General features: G+C 72.0%; 18 protein-coding genes and 1 riboswitch. Of the genes, 11 read left to right on the top strand and 7 right to left on the bottom strand.

Translation table 11 applies throughout. The annotated features are described in order from the left end of the window. Positions 1-83: 83 nt before the first annotated feature. From ACZ6JS_RS26605 to ACZ6JS_RS26595, 3 genes are all read left to right on the top strand, one after another. Positions 84-1112, top strand: a complete 1029-nt coding sequence (locus ACZ6JS_RS26605; RefSeq protein ID WP_469301607.1) for a 6-phosphofructokinase — start codon at positions 84-86, stop codon at positions 1110-1112. A gap of 71 nt (positions 1113-1183) precedes the next feature. After that, positions 1184-2191 carry a 2-hydroxyacid dehydrogenase gene (locus tag ACZ6JS_RS26600; RefSeq protein ID WP_469301548.1) on the top strand — a complete coding sequence of 336 codons (1008 nt, stop codon included), beginning with the start codon at positions 1184-1186 and terminating at the stop codon, positions 2189-2191. Positions 2192-2260: 69 nt separating this feature from the next. Continuing rightward, positions 2261-2557, top strand: coding sequence for a hypothetical protein (locus ACZ6JS_RS26595; protein ID WP_469301546.1), 297 nt, complete (start codon positions 2261-2263; stop codon positions 2555-2557). Positions 2558-2632: 75 nt separating this feature from the next. Here the strand turns inward: ACZ6JS_RS26595 and ACZ6JS_RS26590 are convergent, their stop codons facing one another. Continuing rightward, positions 2633-4546 (bottom strand): anthranilate synthase family protein, encoded by a 1914-nt coding sequence (locus ACZ6JS_RS26590; protein WP_469301545.1) that lies wholly within the window; start codon positions 4544-4546, stop codon positions 2633-2635. A 331-nt stretch (positions 4547-4877) separates the two neighbouring features. On the opposite strand from ACZ6JS_RS26590, the gene ACZ6JS_RS26585 reads away from it, so the two are divergent. Both ACZ6JS_RS26585 and ACZ6JS_RS26580 read left to right on the top strand, forming a co-directional pair. Beyond that, positions 4878-6239 carry a class II 3-deoxy-7-phosphoheptulonate synthase gene (locus tag ACZ6JS_RS26585; protein WP_386399177.1) on the top strand — a complete coding sequence of 454 codons (1362 nt, stop codon included), beginning with the start codon at positions 4878-4880 and terminating at the stop codon, positions 6237-6239. 133 nt (positions 6240-6372) lie between these two features. Continuing rightward, positions 6373-6669 carry a (2Fe-2S)-binding protein gene (locus tag ACZ6JS_RS26580; RefSeq protein WP_469301542.1) on the top strand — a complete coding sequence of 99 codons (297 nt, stop codon included), beginning with the start codon at positions 6373-6375 and terminating at the stop codon, positions 6667-6669. Positions 6670-6730: 61 nt separating this feature from the next. Here the strand turns inward: ACZ6JS_RS26580 and bfr are convergent, their stop codons facing one another. After that, on the bottom strand, positions 6731-7207 hold the full coding sequence (gene bfr / locus ACZ6JS_RS26575) for a bacterioferritin (protein WP_030037303.1): 477 nt from the start codon (positions 7205-7207) through the stop codon (positions 6731-6733). A 173-nt stretch (positions 7208-7380) separates the two neighbouring features. On the opposite strand from bfr, the gene ACZ6JS_RS26570 reads away from it, so the two are divergent. Next, positions 7381-8013: a sulfite oxidase-like oxidoreductase gene (locus tag ACZ6JS_RS26570; RefSeq protein ID WP_136230521.1), complete on the top strand. Its 633-nt coding sequence runs from the start codon at positions 7381-7383 to the stop codon at positions 8011-8013. A gap of 73 nt (positions 8014-8086) precedes the next feature. On the opposite strand, the gene ACZ6JS_RS26565 is transcribed toward ACZ6JS_RS26570, so the two are convergent. The 5 genes from ACZ6JS_RS26565 to thiO all read right to left on the bottom strand — a co-directional run bounded on the left by ACZ6JS_RS26565 (position 8087) and on the right by thiO (position 13260). After that, the gene (locus tag ACZ6JS_RS26565; protein ID WP_469301539.1) at positions 8087-8947 is read right to left on the bottom strand and encodes a deoxyribonuclease IV; all 861 of its coding nucleotides are present in this window, start codon (positions 8945-8947) and stop codon (positions 8087-8089) included. 6 nt (positions 8948-8953) lie between these two features. Continuing rightward, complete coding sequence (pknB, locus tag ACZ6JS_RS26560; protein WP_469301537.1) at positions 8954-10867, bottom strand: Stk1 family PASTA domain-containing Ser/Thr kinase; 1914 nt, start codon at positions 10865-10867, stop codon at positions 8954-8956. 214 nt (positions 10868-11081) lie between these two features. Then, the gene (locus ACZ6JS_RS26555) at positions 11082-11876 is read right to left on the bottom strand and encodes a thiazole synthase (protein ID WP_469301536.1); all 795 of its coding nucleotides are present in this window, start codon (positions 11874-11876) and stop codon (positions 11082-11084) included. 5 nt (positions 11877-11881) lie between these two features. After that, a complete protein-coding gene (gene thiS, locus ACZ6JS_RS26550; protein ID WP_030850167.1) occupies positions 11882-12082 on the bottom strand; it encodes a sulfur carrier protein ThiS in 201 nt (66 codons plus the stop codon). Then, entirely contained in the window at positions 12079-13260 is a 1182-nt protein-coding gene (gene thiO / locus ACZ6JS_RS26545) for a glycine oxidase ThiO (RefSeq protein ID WP_469301535.1), read from the bottom strand. Before thiO ends, thiS begins: the two co-directional genes overlap by 4 nt. Next, a riboswitch (TPP riboswitch) is annotated at positions 13258-13369 on the bottom strand. (Overlaps the previous gene by 3 nt.) Before the next feature lie 81 nt (positions 13370-13450). Here thiO and ACZ6JS_RS26540 point away from each other — a divergent pair. From ACZ6JS_RS26540 to ACZ6JS_RS26520, 5 genes are all read left to right on the top strand, one after another. Continuing rightward, positions 13451-14671 carry an NAD(P)/FAD-dependent oxidoreductase gene (locus tag ACZ6JS_RS26540; RefSeq protein WP_469301533.1) on the top strand — a complete coding sequence of 407 codons (1221 nt, stop codon included), beginning with the start codon at positions 13451-13453 and terminating at the stop codon, positions 14669-14671. An 87-nt stretch (positions 14672-14758) separates the two neighbouring features. Then, the gene (locus tag ACZ6JS_RS26535; RefSeq protein WP_030663974.1) at positions 14759-15124 is read left to right on the top strand and encodes an Rv2175c family DNA-binding protein; all 366 of its coding nucleotides are present in this window, start codon (positions 14759-14761) and stop codon (positions 15122-15124) included. 74 nt (positions 15125-15198) lie between these two features. Then, positions 15199-15834: a thiamine phosphate synthase gene (thiE, locus tag ACZ6JS_RS26530; protein WP_469301531.1), complete on the top strand. Its 636-nt coding sequence runs from the start codon at positions 15199-15201 to the stop codon at positions 15832-15834. 200 nt (positions 15835-16034) lie between these two features. Next, positions 16035-16949, top strand: coding sequence for a methylenetetrahydrofolate reductase [NAD(P)H] (metF, locus tag ACZ6JS_RS26525; RefSeq protein WP_469301529.1), 915 nt, complete (start codon positions 16035-16037; stop codon positions 16947-16949). A 42-nt stretch (positions 16950-16991) separates the two neighbouring features. Continuing rightward, on the top strand, positions 16992-17852 hold the full coding sequence (locus ACZ6JS_RS26520) for a hypothetical protein (protein ID WP_469301527.1): 861 nt from the start codon (positions 16992-16994) through the stop codon (positions 17850-17852). The last annotated feature ends 14 nt before the right edge of the window (positions 17853-17866 follow it).

Below are 17866 nucleotides of genomic sequence, written 5' to 3'. Positions count from 1 at the left end.
GATTCCACCGGAATTGCCCTTGCAGATCCCAAGTTGTGACCTGCGTCACCACTAGCGTGACCGTCATGGCGAAGGGAGATGCAATGAAGGTCGGAGTGCTGACGGGCGGCGGCGACTGCCCCGGGCTCAACGCGGTGATCAGGGCCGTCGTCCGCAAGGGCGAGCAGGAGTACGGCTGCGGGTTCGTCGGGTTCAAGGACGGCTGGCGGGGCGCGGTCGAGGGGCGGACCGTCCCCCTCGACATCCCCGCCGTCCGCGGCATCCTGCCCCGCGGCGGCACCATCCTCGGCTCCTCGCGCACCAACCCGTTCAAGACGGAGAACGGGGTGCGCGACATCAAGGAGAACCTGGCCAAGTACGAGGTGGATGCGCTCATCGCGATCGGCGGCGAGGACACCCTCGGGGTCGCCGCCCGCCTCCACGACGAGTACGGCATCCCCTGCGTCGGCGTGCCGAAGACCATCGACAACGACCTGTCGGCCACCGACTACACCTTCGGCTTCGACACCGCCGTCGGCATCGCGACCGAGGCCATCGACCGCCTGCACACCACGGCCGAATCGCACATGCGGGTCCTCGTCGTCGAGGTCATGGGCCGACACGCCGGCTGGATCGCCCTGCACTCGGGGCTCGCCGGCGGGGCCAACGTCATCCTCATCCCGGAACAGCGCTTCGACGTCGACCAGGTGTGCGCCTGGGTGACCTCCCGGTTCAAGGCGAGCTACGCGCCGATCGTCGTGGTCGCGGAAGGCGCGATGCCCAAGGACGGCGACATGGTGCTCAAGGACGCCACCAAGGACTCCTTCGGGCACGTCCGGCTGTCGGGCGTGGGCGAGTGGCTGGCCAAGGAGATCGAGGCGCGCACCGGCAAGGAGGCCCGCACGACGGTGCTCGGGCACATCCAGCGCGGCGGCACCCCCAGCGCCTTCGACCGCTGGCTGGCGACCCGGTTCGGGCTGCACGCGATCGACGCCGTGCACGACCGGGACTTCGGGAAGATGGTCGCGCTGAAGGGGACCGACATCGTCCGCGTGCCGATCGCGGACGCGACGGCGAAGCTGAAGACGGTCGACCCCGCCCTCTACGAGGAGGTCGGCGTCTTCTTCGGCTGAGCCGCCGGGCGTCGGCACGCCATGGGCCGTATCGTGACGAACGGCCCATGGTCCTACGTACGGGAGTGAACGTGGAAATCCTGGCGTTCGGCGTGCAGGCGGACGAGAAGCCGATGCTCGAAGCCGCGTTCGCAGGCGTGCACGAGGTGCGCTGCCTGGACGTCTTCCTCACCGAGGACACCGCCCCCATCGCCGCCGGGTACGAGGTCGTCTCCTCCAACGTCAACGCCGACCTGAAGGGGCGTGTGCTGCGGATCCTGGCCGCCGGCGGAACCCGGATGATCGCCCAGCGCTCCACCGGCTTCAACAACATCGACCTGGACGCCGCGCGGCAGCTCGGCCTGACGGTGAGCCGCGTCTCGTACTACTCGCCCTACTCCGTCGCCGAGTTCGCCTGGACCCTCGGGATGGCCGTGAACCGGAGCATCGTCAGGGCCGCGACACGGACCAGGGACTTCGACTTCCGCCTGAACGGGCTGATGGGCCGCGACATGCACGGCCGCACGGTCGGGGTGCTCGGCACCGGCAAGATCGGCGAGGCGTTCACCCGCATCGCACACGGCCACGGGATGCACCTGCTGGGCTGGGACGTGGCGCGCAACCCGGCCTGTGCGGAGCTCGGCATGAAGTACGTGGACAAGGAGGAGCTGTTCGCCTCCGCGGACCTGATCAGCCTGCACGTGCCGCTGCTGGAGTCCACGCGCCACCTCGTCGACGCGGCGGCACTGCGGCTGATGAAGGACGACGCGATCCTGGTGAACTCCAGCCGCGGGGGCCTCGTCGACACCGAAGCCCTGGTCGCGGAGCTCCGCGCCGGACGCTTCAGGGGGGTCGGCCTGGACGTGTACGAGGCGGAGGCCGGGGTCTTCTTCATGGACCGCTCCCTGGAGACCGTCGAGGACGACACCCTGGCCCGGCTGGTCACCTTCCCCCACGTCGTGGTCACCTCCCACCAGGCCTACTACACCACCGACGCGGTGAGCCAGATCGTCGGCACCACAGCCGCCAACGTGGCCGACTACCTCGCGGGCCGCCGCTCCGAGAACACCCTCGTCCCGGACCCGCCGCAGGCCCCCTAGCCCCCGGATTTCGGATCCCGTTCACCTGGCGGACGCCTGGCGCGGACGGGTCGGGCCTACATTCCTCGCGTGGACTTCCCCGAGATCATCCGCTGGATCTTCGCCGGCCTGATTCCGCTGGCCGTGGCCGGCCTGGTACGGGAGTTCCGGCGACTGCGCCGGACGGAGCCCACCGGCCGGCCCGCCCGCCGGTGGGACATCGCGGACCAGTGCGCCGGGCTGGTGACCGTCGTCGGCGGCGCACTCGGCAGCATCCACCTCTTCGAGGCCGGCCTGGCCCTGACCGGCGTGGTGCTCGGCGCCAAGGCCGCCCGCCGGGCCCCGGCCCTTCGCCGCCGCAGTACGGCGGAGCGGGCGGACGCGTGACCGGCGGCCCCGGCCCGCCCGTCCGCTGGGAGCCGGGGCCGGCCGCGACCGGCAGGGCGGGCCGCCGTAGCGCGGCTACACCGCTGCTGCCCGCACCCCCGTCACCAGCCCCCGCAGCAGGTCCGCGCCGCGCAGGGTGAGGACCGACTCCGGATGGAACTGGACCCCCGCGAAACCCCCGGCCGGGGAGCGCAGGGCGTGGACCTCCCCCGTGGACCGGTCCCGGGCCACCTCCACCCCACGGGCGGTCAGCCCGGCGGCCAACGGGTCGTCGCAGTACGCGGTGTACGTGTTGTAGAAGCCGACCACCTCCTCGGCGCCGAACAGCTCGATCCGGGTCTGCGCGCCCTGCGCCGGCTCCGCCTTGCGGACCAGCGGCAGGCCCAGCTCGGCGGCGAGCAGCTCGTGACCGAGGCACACCCCCAGCAGGCCGTGGCGGTGCCCGGCCAACAGCTCGGCGGTCAGCCCGCGCAGCAGCCGCATCTTCGGGTCGGCCGGGTCCGCCGGATCGCCCGGGCCGGGCCCCAGCACGATCGGCCCCTCCCAGCCCAGGGCCGCCTCCCGCAGCCCCGGCTCGTCGAAGCGCCGTACGGTCACCTCCAGTCCGGCCACCCGCAGCACGTGCGCCAGCATCGCCGTGAAGGTGTCCTCACCGTCCACCACCAGCGCGTGGCCCGCCGGAGAGGCCGGCCGCTCCTGCATCCGCAACCAGAAGGGGGCCAGGTCGGCCCGCCGGGCGGCGAGGGCCGCCTGCACCCGCGGGTCGTCCGCCAGCCGCGCCCCGACCGAGGCCGGCGGGGGTGCGGCCGGCCGCACCCCGAGCGCCGCCAGCACACCCGCCGCCTTCGCGTGCGTCTCCGCGACCTCGCCCGCCGGATCGGAGTGCCGGACCAGCGTGGCGCCCACCGGCACCCGCAGCCGCCCGTCCCGGGCGATGTCGGCCGTGCGGATCAGGATGGGCGAGTCGAGCGTCTGCGACCCCGCGGCGTCCAGGCCCAGCAGGGCCAGTGCGCCCGCGTAATAGCCGCGACCACCGCTTTCGTACCGCTCGATCACCCGGCAGGCGTTCTCCACCGGCGAGCCCGTGACCGTCGCCGCGAACATCGTCTCCCGCAGCACTTCCCGCACATCGAGCGAGGAGCGTCCGCGCAGTTCGTACTCGGTGTGCGTGAGGTGGGACATCTCCTTGAGCCGCGGTCCGACGACCACCCCGCCCCGGTCCCCGACCGTGCACATCATCTTCAGTTCCTCGTCGACCACCATCGACAGCTCCTCGGTCTCCTTGCGGTCGCCGAGGAAGGCGAGGAGCGACTCGACGGTCGGTCCCGCGGCAGGGTGGCGGTACGTCCCGCTGATCGGGTTCATCACGACCGTGCCCCCGGCCATCCGGACGTGGACCTCGGGGCTCGCCCCGACCAGCGTGCGCCCGCCCGTGTGGACGACGTACGTCCAGTACGCGCCCCGCTCGCCCTCCAGCAGCCGGCGGAACAGCGCGAGCGCGTCCGCCGGGCCGAAGCCGTCGATCCGGCCCTCGAAGGTGCGCCGGATGACGAAGTTCGCGCCCTCGCCCCGTCCGATCTCGTCCCGGATCACCCGCTCCACCGTGTGCGCGTAAGCCTCGTCGGAGACGTCGAAGCCGCCGCCCTCGACCCGCACCGCGTGCGCCGGCAGCGCGGCCAGCGCCTCGGCGAGCGGGATCTCGTGCACCTCCTCGGCGACCAGCGCACTCAGCGGCGTGCCGTCGTCGCGCACGTCGAAGCCGCGCTCCCGGATCTGCCGGAAGGGCACGAGCGCGAGGGTGGGCAGCGGGCCGACGGGCAGGTCGGCGAGGCGCTCGGCCTCGTGGACCGCGCCGAGGAGGACCTCGACGGTGTCGTGGTCGCGGCCGGGGGTCCGCCGGCGCAGCAGGGCGAACGGCGGGCAGGAGTCGTCGAGCAGCCGGCCCAGCGGGCCGGGTACGTCAGGGCGGTGCGGTCGGCTGGTGTCCATGGGCGGAGCGTCCTTCCGTCGGGGGAGGAGCGGCTCTCGCTGCCGGCGCCGAGGCCGGGTACGGGAGAAGGCCGCCCCTCGGGGCGGCCTTCGCGTCGTGCGTGTCTTCAGGTACGCGCAGGAAGTGGGCCGCCGGGAGCGGGCCACCACCAGTTCTGGTTCGTGTGCGCGTACATGCGGTCCACCATAGCCCAGAGCGCCGCCGCGGCCCCGGATGCGTCCCGACCCCCGTGCTGAACCATGGATTCCGTTCCTCTGGGGGTCCACGGCCTTCGAGAAAACCGTCTCACGTTGTGGGCGCGGGGCCGGATGCCACCCGTAACGCCGTAATGTGTACGAGGTGACCGTGAACGCTGAAAACCAAGCCCCCGCCGCCAAGGCGACCTGGCGAGACCTTCCCGCGGCGCAGCAGCCTTCGTACCCCGATGCCGAGGCTCTGCGCGCTGTCGTCGCGGACCTCGAGTCGTATCCTCCGCTCGTTTTCGCGGGCGAGTGCGACCAGCTGCGTGCCCGTCTGGGAGCCGTCGCCAAGGGCGAGGCGTTCCTGCTCCAGGGTGGCGACTGCGCCGAGGCCTTTGACGGTGTCTCCGCCGACCACATCCGAGCCAAGCTCAAGACCCTGCTCCAGATGAGCGCCGTCCTGACGTACGCGGCCTCCGTGCCGGTCGTCAAGGTCGGCCGCATCGCCGGCCAGTACTCCAAGCCGCGTTCCAAGGACACCGAGACCCGCGACGGCGTCACCCTGCCGACCTACCGCGGCGACTCCGTCAACGGCTTCGCCTTCACCGAAGAGGCCCGCGTCCCGGACCCCGAGCGGCTGAAGCGCATGTACAACGCCTCCGCCTCCACGCTCAACCTGGTGCGCGCCTTCACCACCGGCGGTTACGCCGACCTGCGCCAGGTGCACGCCTGGAACCAGGACTTCGTGAAGTCCTCCCCGTCCGGTCAGCGGTACGAGCAGCTGGCCCGGGAGATCGACAACGCGCTGAACTTCATGAAGGCCTGCGGCACCGACCCGGCCGAATTCAAGGCGGTCGAGTTCTACGCCTCCCACGAGGCGCTGCTGCTCGACTACGAGGGCGCGCTGACCCGCACCGACTCGCGCACCGGCAAGCTGTACGACACCTCCGGCCACATGGTCTGGATCGGTGAGCGCACCCGCCAGCTGGACCACGCGCACATCGAGTTCTGCTCGCAGATCGCCAACCCGATCGGCATCAAGCTCGGCCCCACCACCACGGTGGACGAGGCGCTGACGTACATCGACCGCCTGGACCCCGAGCGCGAGCCGGGCCGACTGACGTTCGTCGTCCGCATGGGCGCCGACAAGGTCCGCGACAAGCTCCCCGAGCTGGTCGAGAAGGTCACCGCCTCCGGCGCGATCGTCGGCTGGGTCACCGACCCGATGCACGGCAACACCTTCGAGGCGGCCTCGGGCCACAAGACGCGCCGCTTCGACGACGTCCTCGACGAGGTCAAGGGCTTCTTCGAGGTCCACAAGGGCCTCGGCACCCACCCGGGTGGCATCCACGTCGAGCTCACCGGTGACGACGTCACCGAGTGCGTGGGCGGCGGCGACGAGATCTTCGTCGACGACCTGCACCAGCGCTACGAGACGGCCTGTGACCCGCGGCTCAACCGCAGCCAGTCGCTGGACCTGGCGTTCCTGGTCGCGGAGCTCTACCGCGACTAGTCGTCGCGATCAGTAGGTGTGTTCCTACGACAGTGGGGCGCGGATCGATGTGATCCGCGCCCCACTGTCGTACCCAGGGCTTTTAGGTCACCCTAACTTTGGGTACGGTTAGGTAAGCCTCACCGAATAGGGGATGGCTCTCCGTACCACTCAGCGCCTGGAGGTGAACCGCGTGTACGTCTGCTCTTGCTTCGGGATCACCGACAAGCAGGTCAAGGAACACGCGGCTGCCGGGGCCTGCACGCCCCGCCAGATCGCCTCGGCCACCAAGGCCGGCACCGACTGCGGCTCCTGCGTCCGCACCATCCAGGGCATCCTCGGCCGCGGGGCGTGCCCGCGCAGGGAGCTGCTGGAGAAGGGCGACGCGGTGTCCGTGCTCGCCGCCGACACGGTTCCGGCGCGCTCGCCCGAGCTGGCGGAAGTGGCCTGAAAAGCGGGGCTGCCGGCCCCGAACCGGCACGGAACCTGCCCGGAGCAGGTCCGCCGCAGGGTCAGCTCGGCTGCTCGATGAGCTGCGCGATGTAGAGCGCCTCGCCCAGGGACTCGATGAGTTCCAGCTGGGTGTCGAGGTAGTCGATGTGGTGCTCCTCGTCCTCCAGGATCTCCTCGAAGAGACGGGCCGACGTGATGTCGCCCTTCCCGCGCATGACCTCGATACCCCGCTTCAGCCGGTCGATGGCCTCGACCTCGACCTGGCGGTCCGCCTGGAACATCTCGGTGATCGTCTGCCCGACGCGCACGTGGAAGAGACGCTGGTAGTTCGGCAGACCGTCGAGCATCAGGATGCGCTCGGTGATCTTGTCCGCGTGCTTCATCTCGTCGATGGACTCTTCACGCGTGTACTTGGCGAGCTTGGTCCAGCCCTTGTTGTCCTGGATGCGGTAGTGCAGCCAGTACTGGTTGATGGCCGTCAGCTCGCCGGTCAGCTGCTCGTTCAGAAACTCAAGGACCTCGGGGTCGCCCTGCATCGCAGAGGCTCCTTCCAGGCAATGTCAGCTATGTGACGGGGCAGTTGCGCGCATCCTTGCACCGCCGCTGAGGGCCGTCCAGTAAGTGCCTCCTTAGTGGGAGTTACCGCGACTTGCCCGAATCGGCCCAGAGCTGGTCATGACCACCCTGCCCAGTCTGTCACCATGGAGTCATGGGTCAGCCGGAAAGCCGGGAATCTCCGGGAGCAGAGCAGCTGGAGCTTCCGCCGGGGCAGCGGCTGCAGAAGGGCTGGCCCGTCACCCACTACGGTCCCGTGCCCAAGTTCAAGCCGGACCGCTGGGAGTTCCGCGTCTTCGGCGCGACCGCCGACGGCGACAAGCACTGCTGGAACCACGAGGAGTTCACGGCCCTGCCGTTCGCCTCCGTCGTGGCCGACCTGCACTGCGTCACGAAGTTCAGCATGCAGGGCGCCGAATGGGGCGGTGTGCTCGCCCGCGACGTGCTTGCCCTGGCGCCGCCCGCACCGCAGGTCACGCACGTGATGGTGTGGGCGGAGTACGGCTTCAGCTCCAACCTGCGGCTGGCCGACTTCGCCTCCGACCGGACCGTCTTCGCCACCCACGAGGGCGGCGAACTGCTCACCGCCGAGCACGGTTTCCCGGTCCGGCTCGTGGTCCCGCACCTGTACGCCTGGAAGGGCCCCAAGTGGGTCCGCGGCATCGAGTACATGACCGCCGACCGCCGCGGCTTCTGGGAGGAGCGCGGCTACCACAACATCGGCGACCCCTGGCGCGAGCAGCGCTACTCGTATCAGGAGGAGCCGGGGGAGGGCCCCGAACTCTAGAGGGCGAGAGTCACCCGGACGGCCGTACGCGGACCGGCCCCCGCGGCGAGGGGCACCCCTCGGGGACAGCCGATCACTGCAAGCCTCGCAGCTCCTTCAGCAGCGCCACGTCCGCGGCATGCCCTTCCTTGCCGCCCGGCGTCTCGATGATCAGCGGTACGCCGTCCATCGCCGGGTGCGTGCACAGCTCGGCGAAGGCGTCCCGGCCGATGTGGCCCTGGCCGATGTTCGCGTGTCGGTCCTTGTGCGCGCCCACACCCTCCTTGGAGTCGTTGGCGTGGACCAGCTTCAGCCGGCCCTCGCCCACGGTGTCCACCAACAGGTCCAGCGTCACCTTCGTCCCGCCCGGCTCCGCCAGATCGTGACCGGCCGCGAAGATGTGGCAGGTGTCCAGGCAGATCCCCAGCTTCGGATGGTGGTCCAGCGCATCGAAGTACGGTCCGAAGTCCTCGGCGAGCGAGCACAGCGAGGAACCCTGCCCCGCAGTCGACTCCAGCAGCAGGAACGGATCGTCGTCGTGCGCCAGCTCGTCCAGCAGCGGCAGCATGTGCTCCCTGACCTGCGCGTACGCCACCTCCCGCGGGCGGCCGCCGGTCGCCGAGCCGGTATGGACGACCACCCCGAGCGCCCCGATCCGCCGGGCTCGGCGCAGCGAGTGGCGCAGTGACTCCACCGACCTCTCCACGGTGGCCGCGGTGTGCGAGCCGAAGTTGATCAGATACGGCGCGTGCACGTATGCCGGGATGCCCTCCCGCGCACACTCCTCGCGGAACCGCTCGTCCTGCGCCGGATTGCCGACCGGCGTGGCCCAGCCGCGCGGGTTGGCGACGAAGACCTGGACGGCCTCGGCGCCGATCTCCCGGGCGTACGTCAGCCCGACGGAGGCGAGACCGCCCGCGACGGGGACGTGCCCGCCCACTGGATTGCGTACCACGTGCGCTTACAGTCCCTTGGTCCGGATGGTGATCGTGAGGCCCTCGGCGGCGGTCTGCCCCGGCAGCACCGACTGCGCGTCCACGGTCCTGCTGAAGGAGATCAACGGTCGGTCCACCTTCACCTTGAAGCCGGCGGCCTCCAGGGTCCGGCGGGCCGAGTCCACGTCCTGGCCGATCACGTTCGGGACCGGCAGTTGGCGCGGGCCCTTGGACACCGTCAGCGTGACCGTGTCCCCGGCCGCCGCCTGGGTGCCGGCACCGATCGACTGGTTGGCGACCGTACCCGGATCCGACGGCGCGTTGACCTGCTCGGGAGCCGTCGCGACCTTGAGCCCCAGACCCTCCAGGGTGGCCTTCGCCTGCTCGAAGGGCAGACCCGTCACACCCGGTACCGGCACCGGCCGGCCCTTGCTGACGACGAACGAGACCGCCGTGTCGGGCGCCCGCTTCTCGCCGCCCGCCGGGTTGGTGCTGATCACCGAGCCCTGGGCGACGTCCTGGCTGAAGGCCTGCGTGACGACGCCGGGGGCCAGCCCGGTCCTGGCCAGCTCCTCCTTGGCCTCCTCCAGGGGCCTGCCCTTCAGGTTGGGCACGGACACGACCTCGGGGCCGCGGGAGATCGTGATGGTCACCGCGCCGTTGCCGCGGATCCGCCGGCCGCCGGCAGGGTCGGTGTCCATCACCGTCCCGCGCTCGAAGGCGTCGCTGAACTTCCGCTCGACCCCCTTCACGCCGAGACCGGCTTCGGACAGCTGGGAACGGGCCTGCGCCTCGGTCTTGCCGAGCAGGTTGGGGACCTTGGTGAACTGGCCGGAATTGATGTACCAGACGCCCGTACCGATGCCCAGCGCCAACAGGACGCCGACGACCACCAGCAGCACGCCGCGGCGCGGCCGCGCGGCGGGCGCCGACCGCCGCCCGGGCGGAGCCGGCTCGTCCAACGGGGGCGTCTCGAACCGGGAGGTGAGGTTCACGGGCTGCGCGGCCACCGGGCGCGGGATCACGCCGGTGCGGTCCTCGGCGGACGACCGCTCGACGGCATGCGCCTGCGGCGGTACGGCGTCCAGCTCGGCGTCGGTGAGCTCGGCGCGGGCCTCGCGGGTGAGGCCGAACAGGGCGGCGGCGTCGTAGGGGCGCAGGTCCGGGTTGCGGGCGGTGGCGGACGCCACGAGCCCGTCGAGACCGACGGACAGCCCGGGTACCACGGCCGACGGCGGCGGGACGTCCTCGTGCAGGTGCTGGTAGAGCACCTGGGCGGGGGAGTCGCCGAGGTGGGGCTTGGAACCGGTGAGCATTTCGTAGAGGACGACACCGCAGGCGTAGACGTCCGCGCGGGTGTCGGCGATGCCGTTCTCGATCTGCTCGGGAGCCAGGTAGGAGACGGTGCCGAGGACCGAGCCGGTGGTGTTGGTCACGGAGTCCACGGACCGCACCAGCCCGAAGTCGGCCACCTTGACCCTGCCGTCGTCACCGATCAGGACGTTCTCGGGCTTCATGTCACGGTGCACGAAGCCGGCCCGGTGGGCGGCGCCGAGGGCGGCGAGGACCGGTTCGAGGATGTCGAGGGCCGCCCGCGGCTGGAGCGCGCCGCGCTCGCGCAGCACGTCGCGCAGGGTGCAGCCGGAGACGTACTCCATCGCCAGGTACACGTACGGCCCGTCCGTGCCCTGGTCGAACACGGCGACCACGTTGGGGTGCGCGAGCCGCGCCACGGACTTCGCCTCGCGGATGAACCGGTCGACGAATGCGGCGTCGGAGGCGAGCGCCGGATGCATGACCTTCAGGGCGAGGATCCGGTCCAGGCGGGTGTCGACGGCCCGGTAGACCGTGGCCATGCCGCCGGCCGCGATGCGGGCATCGATGCGGTAGCGGCCGTCGAGCACGCGCCCGACGAGGGGGTCTTCCAGGGTCGTATCCACCCGCCGATTCTACGAGCCGACGCCGGTACCCCGGCGGGGGCGGGTCTCCTTGCAGCGCAGCTGTGACGTGGAGAGGGGGCGGGGCGGGGCCTCCAACCCCTCGGCACCCCCGCACCGACCCGGTGGCTGCCCACCCGCCCGAACCGCCAGTGACCAGCGCGTTCGGGCCACAAGATGCTGTGGTGGGGTGGGTTGAGCCCCCGGCCCGCGCCCGTCAGAAGGCCGGGCGCTCCGGGTCGAGGGTCGCGCGGCCTTCCGTGGGGGAGGAGGCCTCGGCGAAGCGGCGCTGGGGGATGCGGCCCGCCCGGAAGGCGAGGCGGCCCGCCGAGACGGCGTCCCGCATGGCGGACGCCATCAGGACCGGCTCCTGGGCCCGGGTCACGGCCGAGGCCAACATCACCGCGGCGCAGCCCAGTTCCATCGCCAGGGCGGCGTCGGAGGCGGTGCCCGCGCCCGCGTCGAGGATGACCGGGACCGAGGCCCGTTCCGTGATGAGCTCGAAGTTGTGCGGGTTGCGGATGCCCATGCCGGATCCGATGGGGGAGCCGAGCGGCATGATCGCCGCGCAGCCCACGTCCTCCAGCTTGCGGGCGAGCACCGGGTCGTCGTTGGTGTACGGGAGGACGGTGAAGCCCTCGTCCACCAGGACCTCGGCGGCGTCCAGCAGCTCGATGCCGTCGGGCAGGAGCGTCCGCTCGTCCGCGACCACCTCCAGCTTGATCCAGTCGGTGCCGAGGGCCTCCCGCGCGAGCCGGGCCGTGAGCACGGCCTCGCCGGCGGTGAAGCAGCCGGCCGTGTTCGGCAGGACCGAGATGCCGAGCTTGGTGAGGACGGAGAGGACCGAGCCCTGCACCGTCGGGTCGAGGCGGCGCATGGCCACGGTGGTCAGTTCGGTGCCGGACGCGACCAGGGCGCGTTCGAGCACGTCCAGGCTCGGGGCGCCACCCGTGCCCATGATCAGGCGGGAGGAGAAGGTCCGGTCGCCCAGTGTGAAGAGGTCGTCGGCCATGCCGGTCAGCCTCCCTGGACCGCGGTGAGGATCTCCACGCGGTCGCCGTCGCCCACGCGGGTGTCCGGCCACTGCCCGCGGGGGACGACGGTCTCGTTGAGTGCGGCGGCAACACCGGAGGGGGCCGCGGTCAGGGTGGCGACGACGGCGTCGAGCGTGGTGCCGGCCGCGACCTCGCGCGGCTCGCCGTTGACGGAGATGGTCATGCGTACGACTCCTGACGTGCGGCGGAGAAGCGGCGGGGGGTGAAGGGCCGCGCGATCTCGGGCAGTTCGCCGGTGACCAGCAGCTCGGCCAGCACCTCGCCGGTGAGCGGGGTCAGCAGCACCCCGTTGCGGTAGTGCCCGGTGGCCAGGTGCAGGCTGGGCAGGTCGGTGGGGCCCAGCAGCGGGGCGTTGTCGGGCGAACCGGGGCGCAGTCCCGCCCGGGTCTCGGTCAGCGGGAGCTCGGTGATGCCGGGGACCAGTTCGTGGGCGTCGCGCAGGAGTTCGTAGACCCCGCCCGCGGTGACGGTGGTGTCCCAGCCGAGTTCCTCGCTGGTGGCGCCGATGACGAGCTCGCCGTTCTCGCGGGGCACGAGGTAGACGTGGCTGCCGCGCACGACCGCCCGTACGGTGCGGGAGAGGAACGGCGCGTACGCGGGGGGTACGGCGAGGCGCAGCACCTGCCCCTTGACGGGCCGTACAGGGGGCAGTACCTCGGCGGGTACGCCCGACAGCCTGCCGCTGAGCGAGCCCGCGGCCAGGACCACCTGGTCGGCGTGCAGCTCCGTGCCGTCGTCGAGGGCGGCGCCGGTCGCCCGGTCCGCGGTGGTGAGGAGCCGCTCTGCGGCAGCCCGGCGGATCGTCACTCCGGCGCCTTCGCAGGCGGCCAGCAGGGCGGCGGCGAGCCGGCGCGGGTCGACCTGGTGGTCGCCGTCGACACGCAGGCCGCCGCGTACGCCGGGGGCGAGCATGGGCTCCAGGCGGCGGCACTCGCGGCCGGTGAGCCATTCGGACTTCAGGCCGCAGCGGCGTTGGAGGGCGTGGAGTTCGCGCAGGTGGAGGCGGTCGTCGGCGTCGAGGGCGACGGCGAGGGTGCCGCAGGCGCGGTAGCCGATGTCCATGCCGCCGCTGGCGGCGGCGAGCTCGGCGGCGAACCGCGGATAGCGTTCGGAGGAGGCGAGGCCGAGGCCGAGGAGGGCTTCCTCGCCGTAGTGGAGTTCGGTGACGGGGGCGAGCATGCCGGCCGCGACCTGGGCGGCGCCGCCGCCGGGTGCCGGGTCGGCGAGTACGGTGACCAGTCCGCGCTCCGCGGCCCGCCAGGCGGTGACGAGGCCGATGATCCCGCCTCCGATGACGAGGACGTCGGATCCCCGGCCGGTTCCCTTTCGAGATGAGTGCATGGGCGTCCAGCCCCTCCCTTCGCCGGCATGACCCGGATCAGGTTCGTACGGTCGGAGGCCGGCCAGCCTCCCTCTCAGCCCGGTGCGCCGGACTCCCGCGATAGGTACGGTGGCCAGACTATCCCGGCGGTGGACGGCGGGTAAGGCGGCACCTATTCCTGACGGGACGTCAGGTGATTAGGGTGGCCGCGTGAGCGAGCAGACGGAACAGAATCAGCGCGGCGTCGTGATCGCCGGCGCCGGAATGGCCGGGGTGCAGACCGCGGTCGCCCTGCGCGAACAGGGCTTCACGGGCCCCGTGACCCTGCTGGGAGCCGAACCCCACCAGCCCTACGACCGGCCCCCGCTGTCCAAGGCGGTGCTGCTCGGCAAGGCCGAGGACTCCGCCTTCGACGTGGACTTCGAAGGCCTGGGCATCAAGCTCCGCCTCGGGACGGAGGTCACCGGGCTGCGGGCCGCCGACCGCGAACTGGACACCGAGGCGGGGCCGGTCCCGTACGAGGTCCTCGTCCTGGCGACCGGCGCGCAGCCGCTGACCCTGCCCGGCGCCGAGGGCGTCCCGGGCGTCCACCTGCTGCGCACGCTGGACGACGCGGCGCGGCTGCGCCCGGTCCTGGCGGCCGCGTCCCGCGTCGTGGTCGTCGGCGCGGGCTGGATCGGCGCCGAGTTCGCCACCGCCGCCCGGGAGGCCGGCTGCGCGGTGACCGTCGTCGAGGCCGCGGACCGGGTCCTGGCGGGCGCCCTGCCCGCCGAGGTCGCCGAGCCGATGGCGCGCTGGTACGGGCAGGCCGGCGCCGAGCTGATCACCGGCGCGAAGGTGGCCGGGGTCGCGGAGGGGCGGGTCCTCCTGGCGGACGGGCGCGCCCTGCCCGCCGACGCGGTGGTCGTGGGGATCGGTGCCCGGCCCGCCACCGGGTGGCTGGCCGGGTCCGGCGTGGAACGCGGCGCCGACGGCTCGGTCACCGCCGATGCGCACCTGCTGACCTCCCTGCCTGGGGTGTACGCCGTCGGCGACTGCGCCTCCTTCCCGTCCGGGCGGTTCGGGGCGCGGCTGCTCGTGCACCACTGGGACAACGCGCTCCAGGGGCCGAGGACGGTCGCGGCGAACATCCTGGCCGGGGAGCCCACAGCGGTCTACGACCCGGTGCCGTACTTCTGGTCCGAGCAGTTCGGGCGCTTCGTGCAGTACGCCGGCCACCACGGCGGGGCCGGCACCCCGGTGTGGCGCGGCGACCCGGCCGAGGAGACCTGGTCGGTGTGCTGGCTGCGCGACGGCGCCCTGGCCGCGGTCCTCGCGGTCGGCCGCCCCCGCGACCTGGCGCAGGGCCGCAAGCTGATCGAGACGGGCGCCCCGATGGACCCGGCCAAGGTCGCCGACCCGGGCACGCCGCTGAAATCGGCCACCGCGTAGTCGGCGGAGCGGGAGGTCACGGCGGGGGCGCGCCACGGACGGGCCGCCCGGGTACCGGCTGTCGGTGGGAGGTGGCAGGCTTGGCCTGTGACCGAGATTGACGCAAAGATCGATTCCCTCGTCCCCGACTGGCTGTACCTCCCCGACATCGCGGAGATGCTCGACGTCGAGGTGACGCGGGTCCGCCAGATGGTCAAGGAAGGGCAGCTCATCGCCGTGCGCCGGGGCGAGAACCGGGCCCTGCAGGTTCCGGCCCCCTTCATCGACGGCGACAAGGTGGTCAAGGGCCTCGTCGGCCTGCTGACCGTCCTGCGCGACGACGGCTTCTCCGACGAGGAGATCCTGGAGTGGCTCTTCACCGCAGACCCGACCCTGCCCGGCACCCCCGCCCAGGCGCTGAGCGAGAATCGCGGCACGGAGGTGAAGCGCCGCGCTCAGGCGCTCGCCCTCTGACCTGATCCGCAGTAGCTCCACCGCGGTGTACGGGCCCGCGCCCGTACACCGCCTCCATCACGGGGGGTACACCCATGCAGCTGTCCGATGCCCGGCTCTACCTGTGCACGGACGCCCGCAAGCGCCAGGGTGACCTTCCCGAGTTCCTCGAGGCGGTCCTGGCCGGGGGTGTGGACATCGTCCAGCTCCGCGACAAGGGCATGGAGGCGGGCGAGGAGCTCGAACACCTCCAGGTGTTCGCCGAGGCCGCGCGCCGCCACGGCAAGCTCCTCGCCGTGAACGACCGCGCCGACGTCGCCCACGCCATCGGCTCCGACGTCCTGCACCTGGGGCAGGGCGACATCCCGGTGCCCGCGGCCCGCGCCATCCTCGGCGGGCAGGTGCTGATCGGCCGCTCCTGCCACGCGGAGGACGAGGTCGCCGCGGCCGCCGCCGAACCTGGCGTGGACTACTTCTGCACCGGGCCCTGCTGGCCCACACCCACCAAGCCGGGCCGCCACGCCCCCGGCCTGGACCTGGTCCGCTACGCGGCCTCCCTGCGGCAGGACCGGCCCTGGTTCGCCATCGGCGGCATCGACGCCGCGAACCTGGACGAGGTGCTGGACGCCGGCGCCACCCGCGTCGTGGTCGTCCGCGCGCTCACCGAGGCCTCCGACCCCGGGGCCGCCGCCGCGGACCTCGCCAAGCGGGTCCGGGCCCGCCAAGGCTGAGCCCCGGCCCACGGCCGGGCCGCTCGACCGGCGCTCCTGTCCCGCCCGGGTCCCGTCCGCCCGGACAGCCGGTGGCATTCCGCGCCGCCATAGCCCGTATGAGCCCCTTCCGGCCAGAGGCGCGGCCGCAGGTGTCCAAAAACGTGTCCAAAAGGCGGACGCCGCTTCGGGGAGCGCCGGGGCGCGTCTAACCTGCCCACATGGCCTCTGGTACCGCTTCCACCTGGTCGGACCGCGCACACACGGTCCGCGACCTCCTCGCGTCCGGGCGCTCGTACTCCTTCGAGTTCTGGGCCCCGAAGACCGAGAAGGGCGAACGCAACCTCTGGAACGCCCTGCGCAGGGTCGAGGCGGTATCCCCGAGCTTCGTCTCCGTGACCTACGGAGCCGGCGGCTCCACCCGCGGCGGTACCGTCAAGGCCACCCAGGAGATCGCGGCGGACACCACGCTGACCCCGGTCGCGCACCTGACCGCCGTGGACCACTCCATCGCCGAGCTGCGCCACGTCATCGGCCAGTTCGCCGACGCCGGGATCCGCAACATGCTGGCCCTGCGCGGCGACCCGCCGGGCGACCCGATGGCCGAGTGGGTGGCCCACCCCGACGGCGTGCACTATGCGGCCGACCTGGTGCGGCTGCTCAAGGAGTCGGGGGACTTCTGCGTCGGTGTCGCGGCCTTCCCCGAGATGCACCCCCGCTCGACGGACTGGGATACGGACATCCGGCACTTCGTGGACAAGTGCCGCGCCGGAGCCGACTATGCGATCACCCAGATGTTCTTCGATCCGGAGAATTATCTGCGGCTCCGCGACAGCGTCGAAAAAGCCGACTGTGACACCCCGATCATCCCAGAGGTCATGCCTGTTGTGGGTATCAAGCAGCTCGACCGACTGCCCCAGCTGAGCACCGCGGTCTTCCCCGCGGACGTGAAAGAGCGCATGCTCGCCGTCAAGGACGACCCGGCCGCTGTACGCTCCATTGGCATCGAGTTCGCCACGGAGTTCTGCGCGCGGCTGCTGTCCGAGGGTGTACCGGGACTGCACTTCATCACGCTGAACAACTCCACGGCGACTCTCGAGATCTACGAGAACCTGGGCCTGCATCAGCGGGCTTGACCGGCCGCACCCGTGTGGCGGCCGTACCGAGAGGGGCCTTGCATGGGTATGACGGTCCTCTACATCGCGTTCGGAATCGTCGCGTTGTGGCTGCTTGCCGAGGTACTGATGCAGTACAAGGCCCGGCTCCGCTGGCGCCTGCTCGCCTTCGCCGGCTTCCTCGGCGTGGTCGCCGGCGTGATACTGCCCTCGGTGCCGGTCATCGGCGCCGGCGCGGCCGCGTTCGCCGTGGGCCAGACCCTGGTGACGCTCTCCTTCCGCAAGGGCTTCGTCGCCGGCTGGGCGCTGCGCCGCGGCGGGGAGCCCGTACGGCAGGCCAGACGCCGCAAGACAGGGACCGCCACGCCGGAACCGGCGCTCCAGGTCACCGCCCTCGAGTACGGCGACGCGGACGGGGCCCCGGCCGAGCGGCAGTTCCAGGCCGCGGCCGAAGAGGTCTACAGCCCGCAGCCGGTGCCCGAGGACACCGGGTCCTACGGCATACAGAGTTTCGCGACGCCGGCCCCCGAGGTCGACCAGACGGCGGCCTTCGCCTCGCCGTTCACCACCGCCGAGCAGGACGCCCACCAGTACGCGGCGTACTACGACCAGCACAACCAGGGCGGTTACGACTACTCCGGCGGCTACCCGGCGGGCGACCAGCAGCAGGTCTACGCCGCCTACTCGGACCCCTACATCGGCACCGGCGGCGCCGTCGTCCCGCCCCAGCCGTACGACTACACGCCGTACGCCGACTACGGCCAGCAGCAGTACTCCACGGACACCCCGCCCGGCGGCGTCTGGGTCCCGCAGCAGCGGTCCACCGACGGAGCCGGCCAGCCCTACCCCGCGGACGGGCAGGGCGAGCCGCCGCAGCAGTACCCGTACCCGCAGCAGGGCGAGTACGAGCAGTACCGCTACTGAGCCGGCCGGGGCCG

This window comes from Streptomyces sp. NPDC046349 (genome assembly GCF_055587885.1).
Note: the sequence above shows the minus strand (reverse complement) of the source record. Positions and strands in the feature narration are given on the sequence as shown.

Coding starts and splice junctions, on each gene's coding strand:
- ACZ6JS_RS26605 (WP_469301607.1), top strand. CDS start 84: ATGAAGGTCGGAGTGCTGACGGGCGGCGGCGACTGCCCCGGGCTCAAC.
- ACZ6JS_RS26590 (WP_469301545.1), bottom strand. CDS start 4,546: ATGGACACCAGCCGACCGCACCGCCCTGACGTACCCGGCCCGCTGGGC.
- ACZ6JS_RS26580 (WP_469301542.1), top strand. CDS start 6,373: ATGGCTCTCCGTACCACTCAGCGCCTGGAGGTGAACCGCGTGTACGTC.
- bfr (WP_030037303.1), bottom strand. CDS start 7,207: ATGCAGGGCGACCCCGAGGTCCTTGAGTTTCTGAACGAGCAGCTGACC.
- ACZ6JS_RS26570 (WP_136230521.1), top strand. CDS start 7,381: ATGGGTCAGCCGGAAAGCCGGGAATCTCCGGGAGCAGAGCAGCTGGAG.
- ACZ6JS_RS26555 (WP_469301536.1), bottom strand. CDS start 11,876: ATGGCCGACGACCTCTTCACACTGGGCGACCGGACCTTCTCCTCCCGC.
- thiS (WP_030850167.1), bottom strand. CDS start 12,082: ATGACCATCTCCGTCAACGGCGAGCCGCGCGAGGTCGCGGCCGGCACC.
- thiO (WP_469301535.1), bottom strand. CDS start 13,260: ATGCACTCATCTCGAAAGGGAACCGGCCGGGGATCCGACGTCCTCGTC.
- thiE (WP_469301531.1), top strand. CDS start 15,199: ATGCAGCTGTCCGATGCCCGGCTCTACCTGTGCACGGACGCCCGCAAG.
- metF (WP_469301529.1), top strand. CDS start 16,035: ATGGCCTCTGGTACCGCTTCCACCTGGTCGGACCGCGCACACACGGTC.
- ACZ6JS_RS26520 (WP_469301527.1), top strand. CDS start 16,992: ATGGGTATGACGGTCCTCTACATCGCGTTCGGAATCGTCGCGTTGTGG.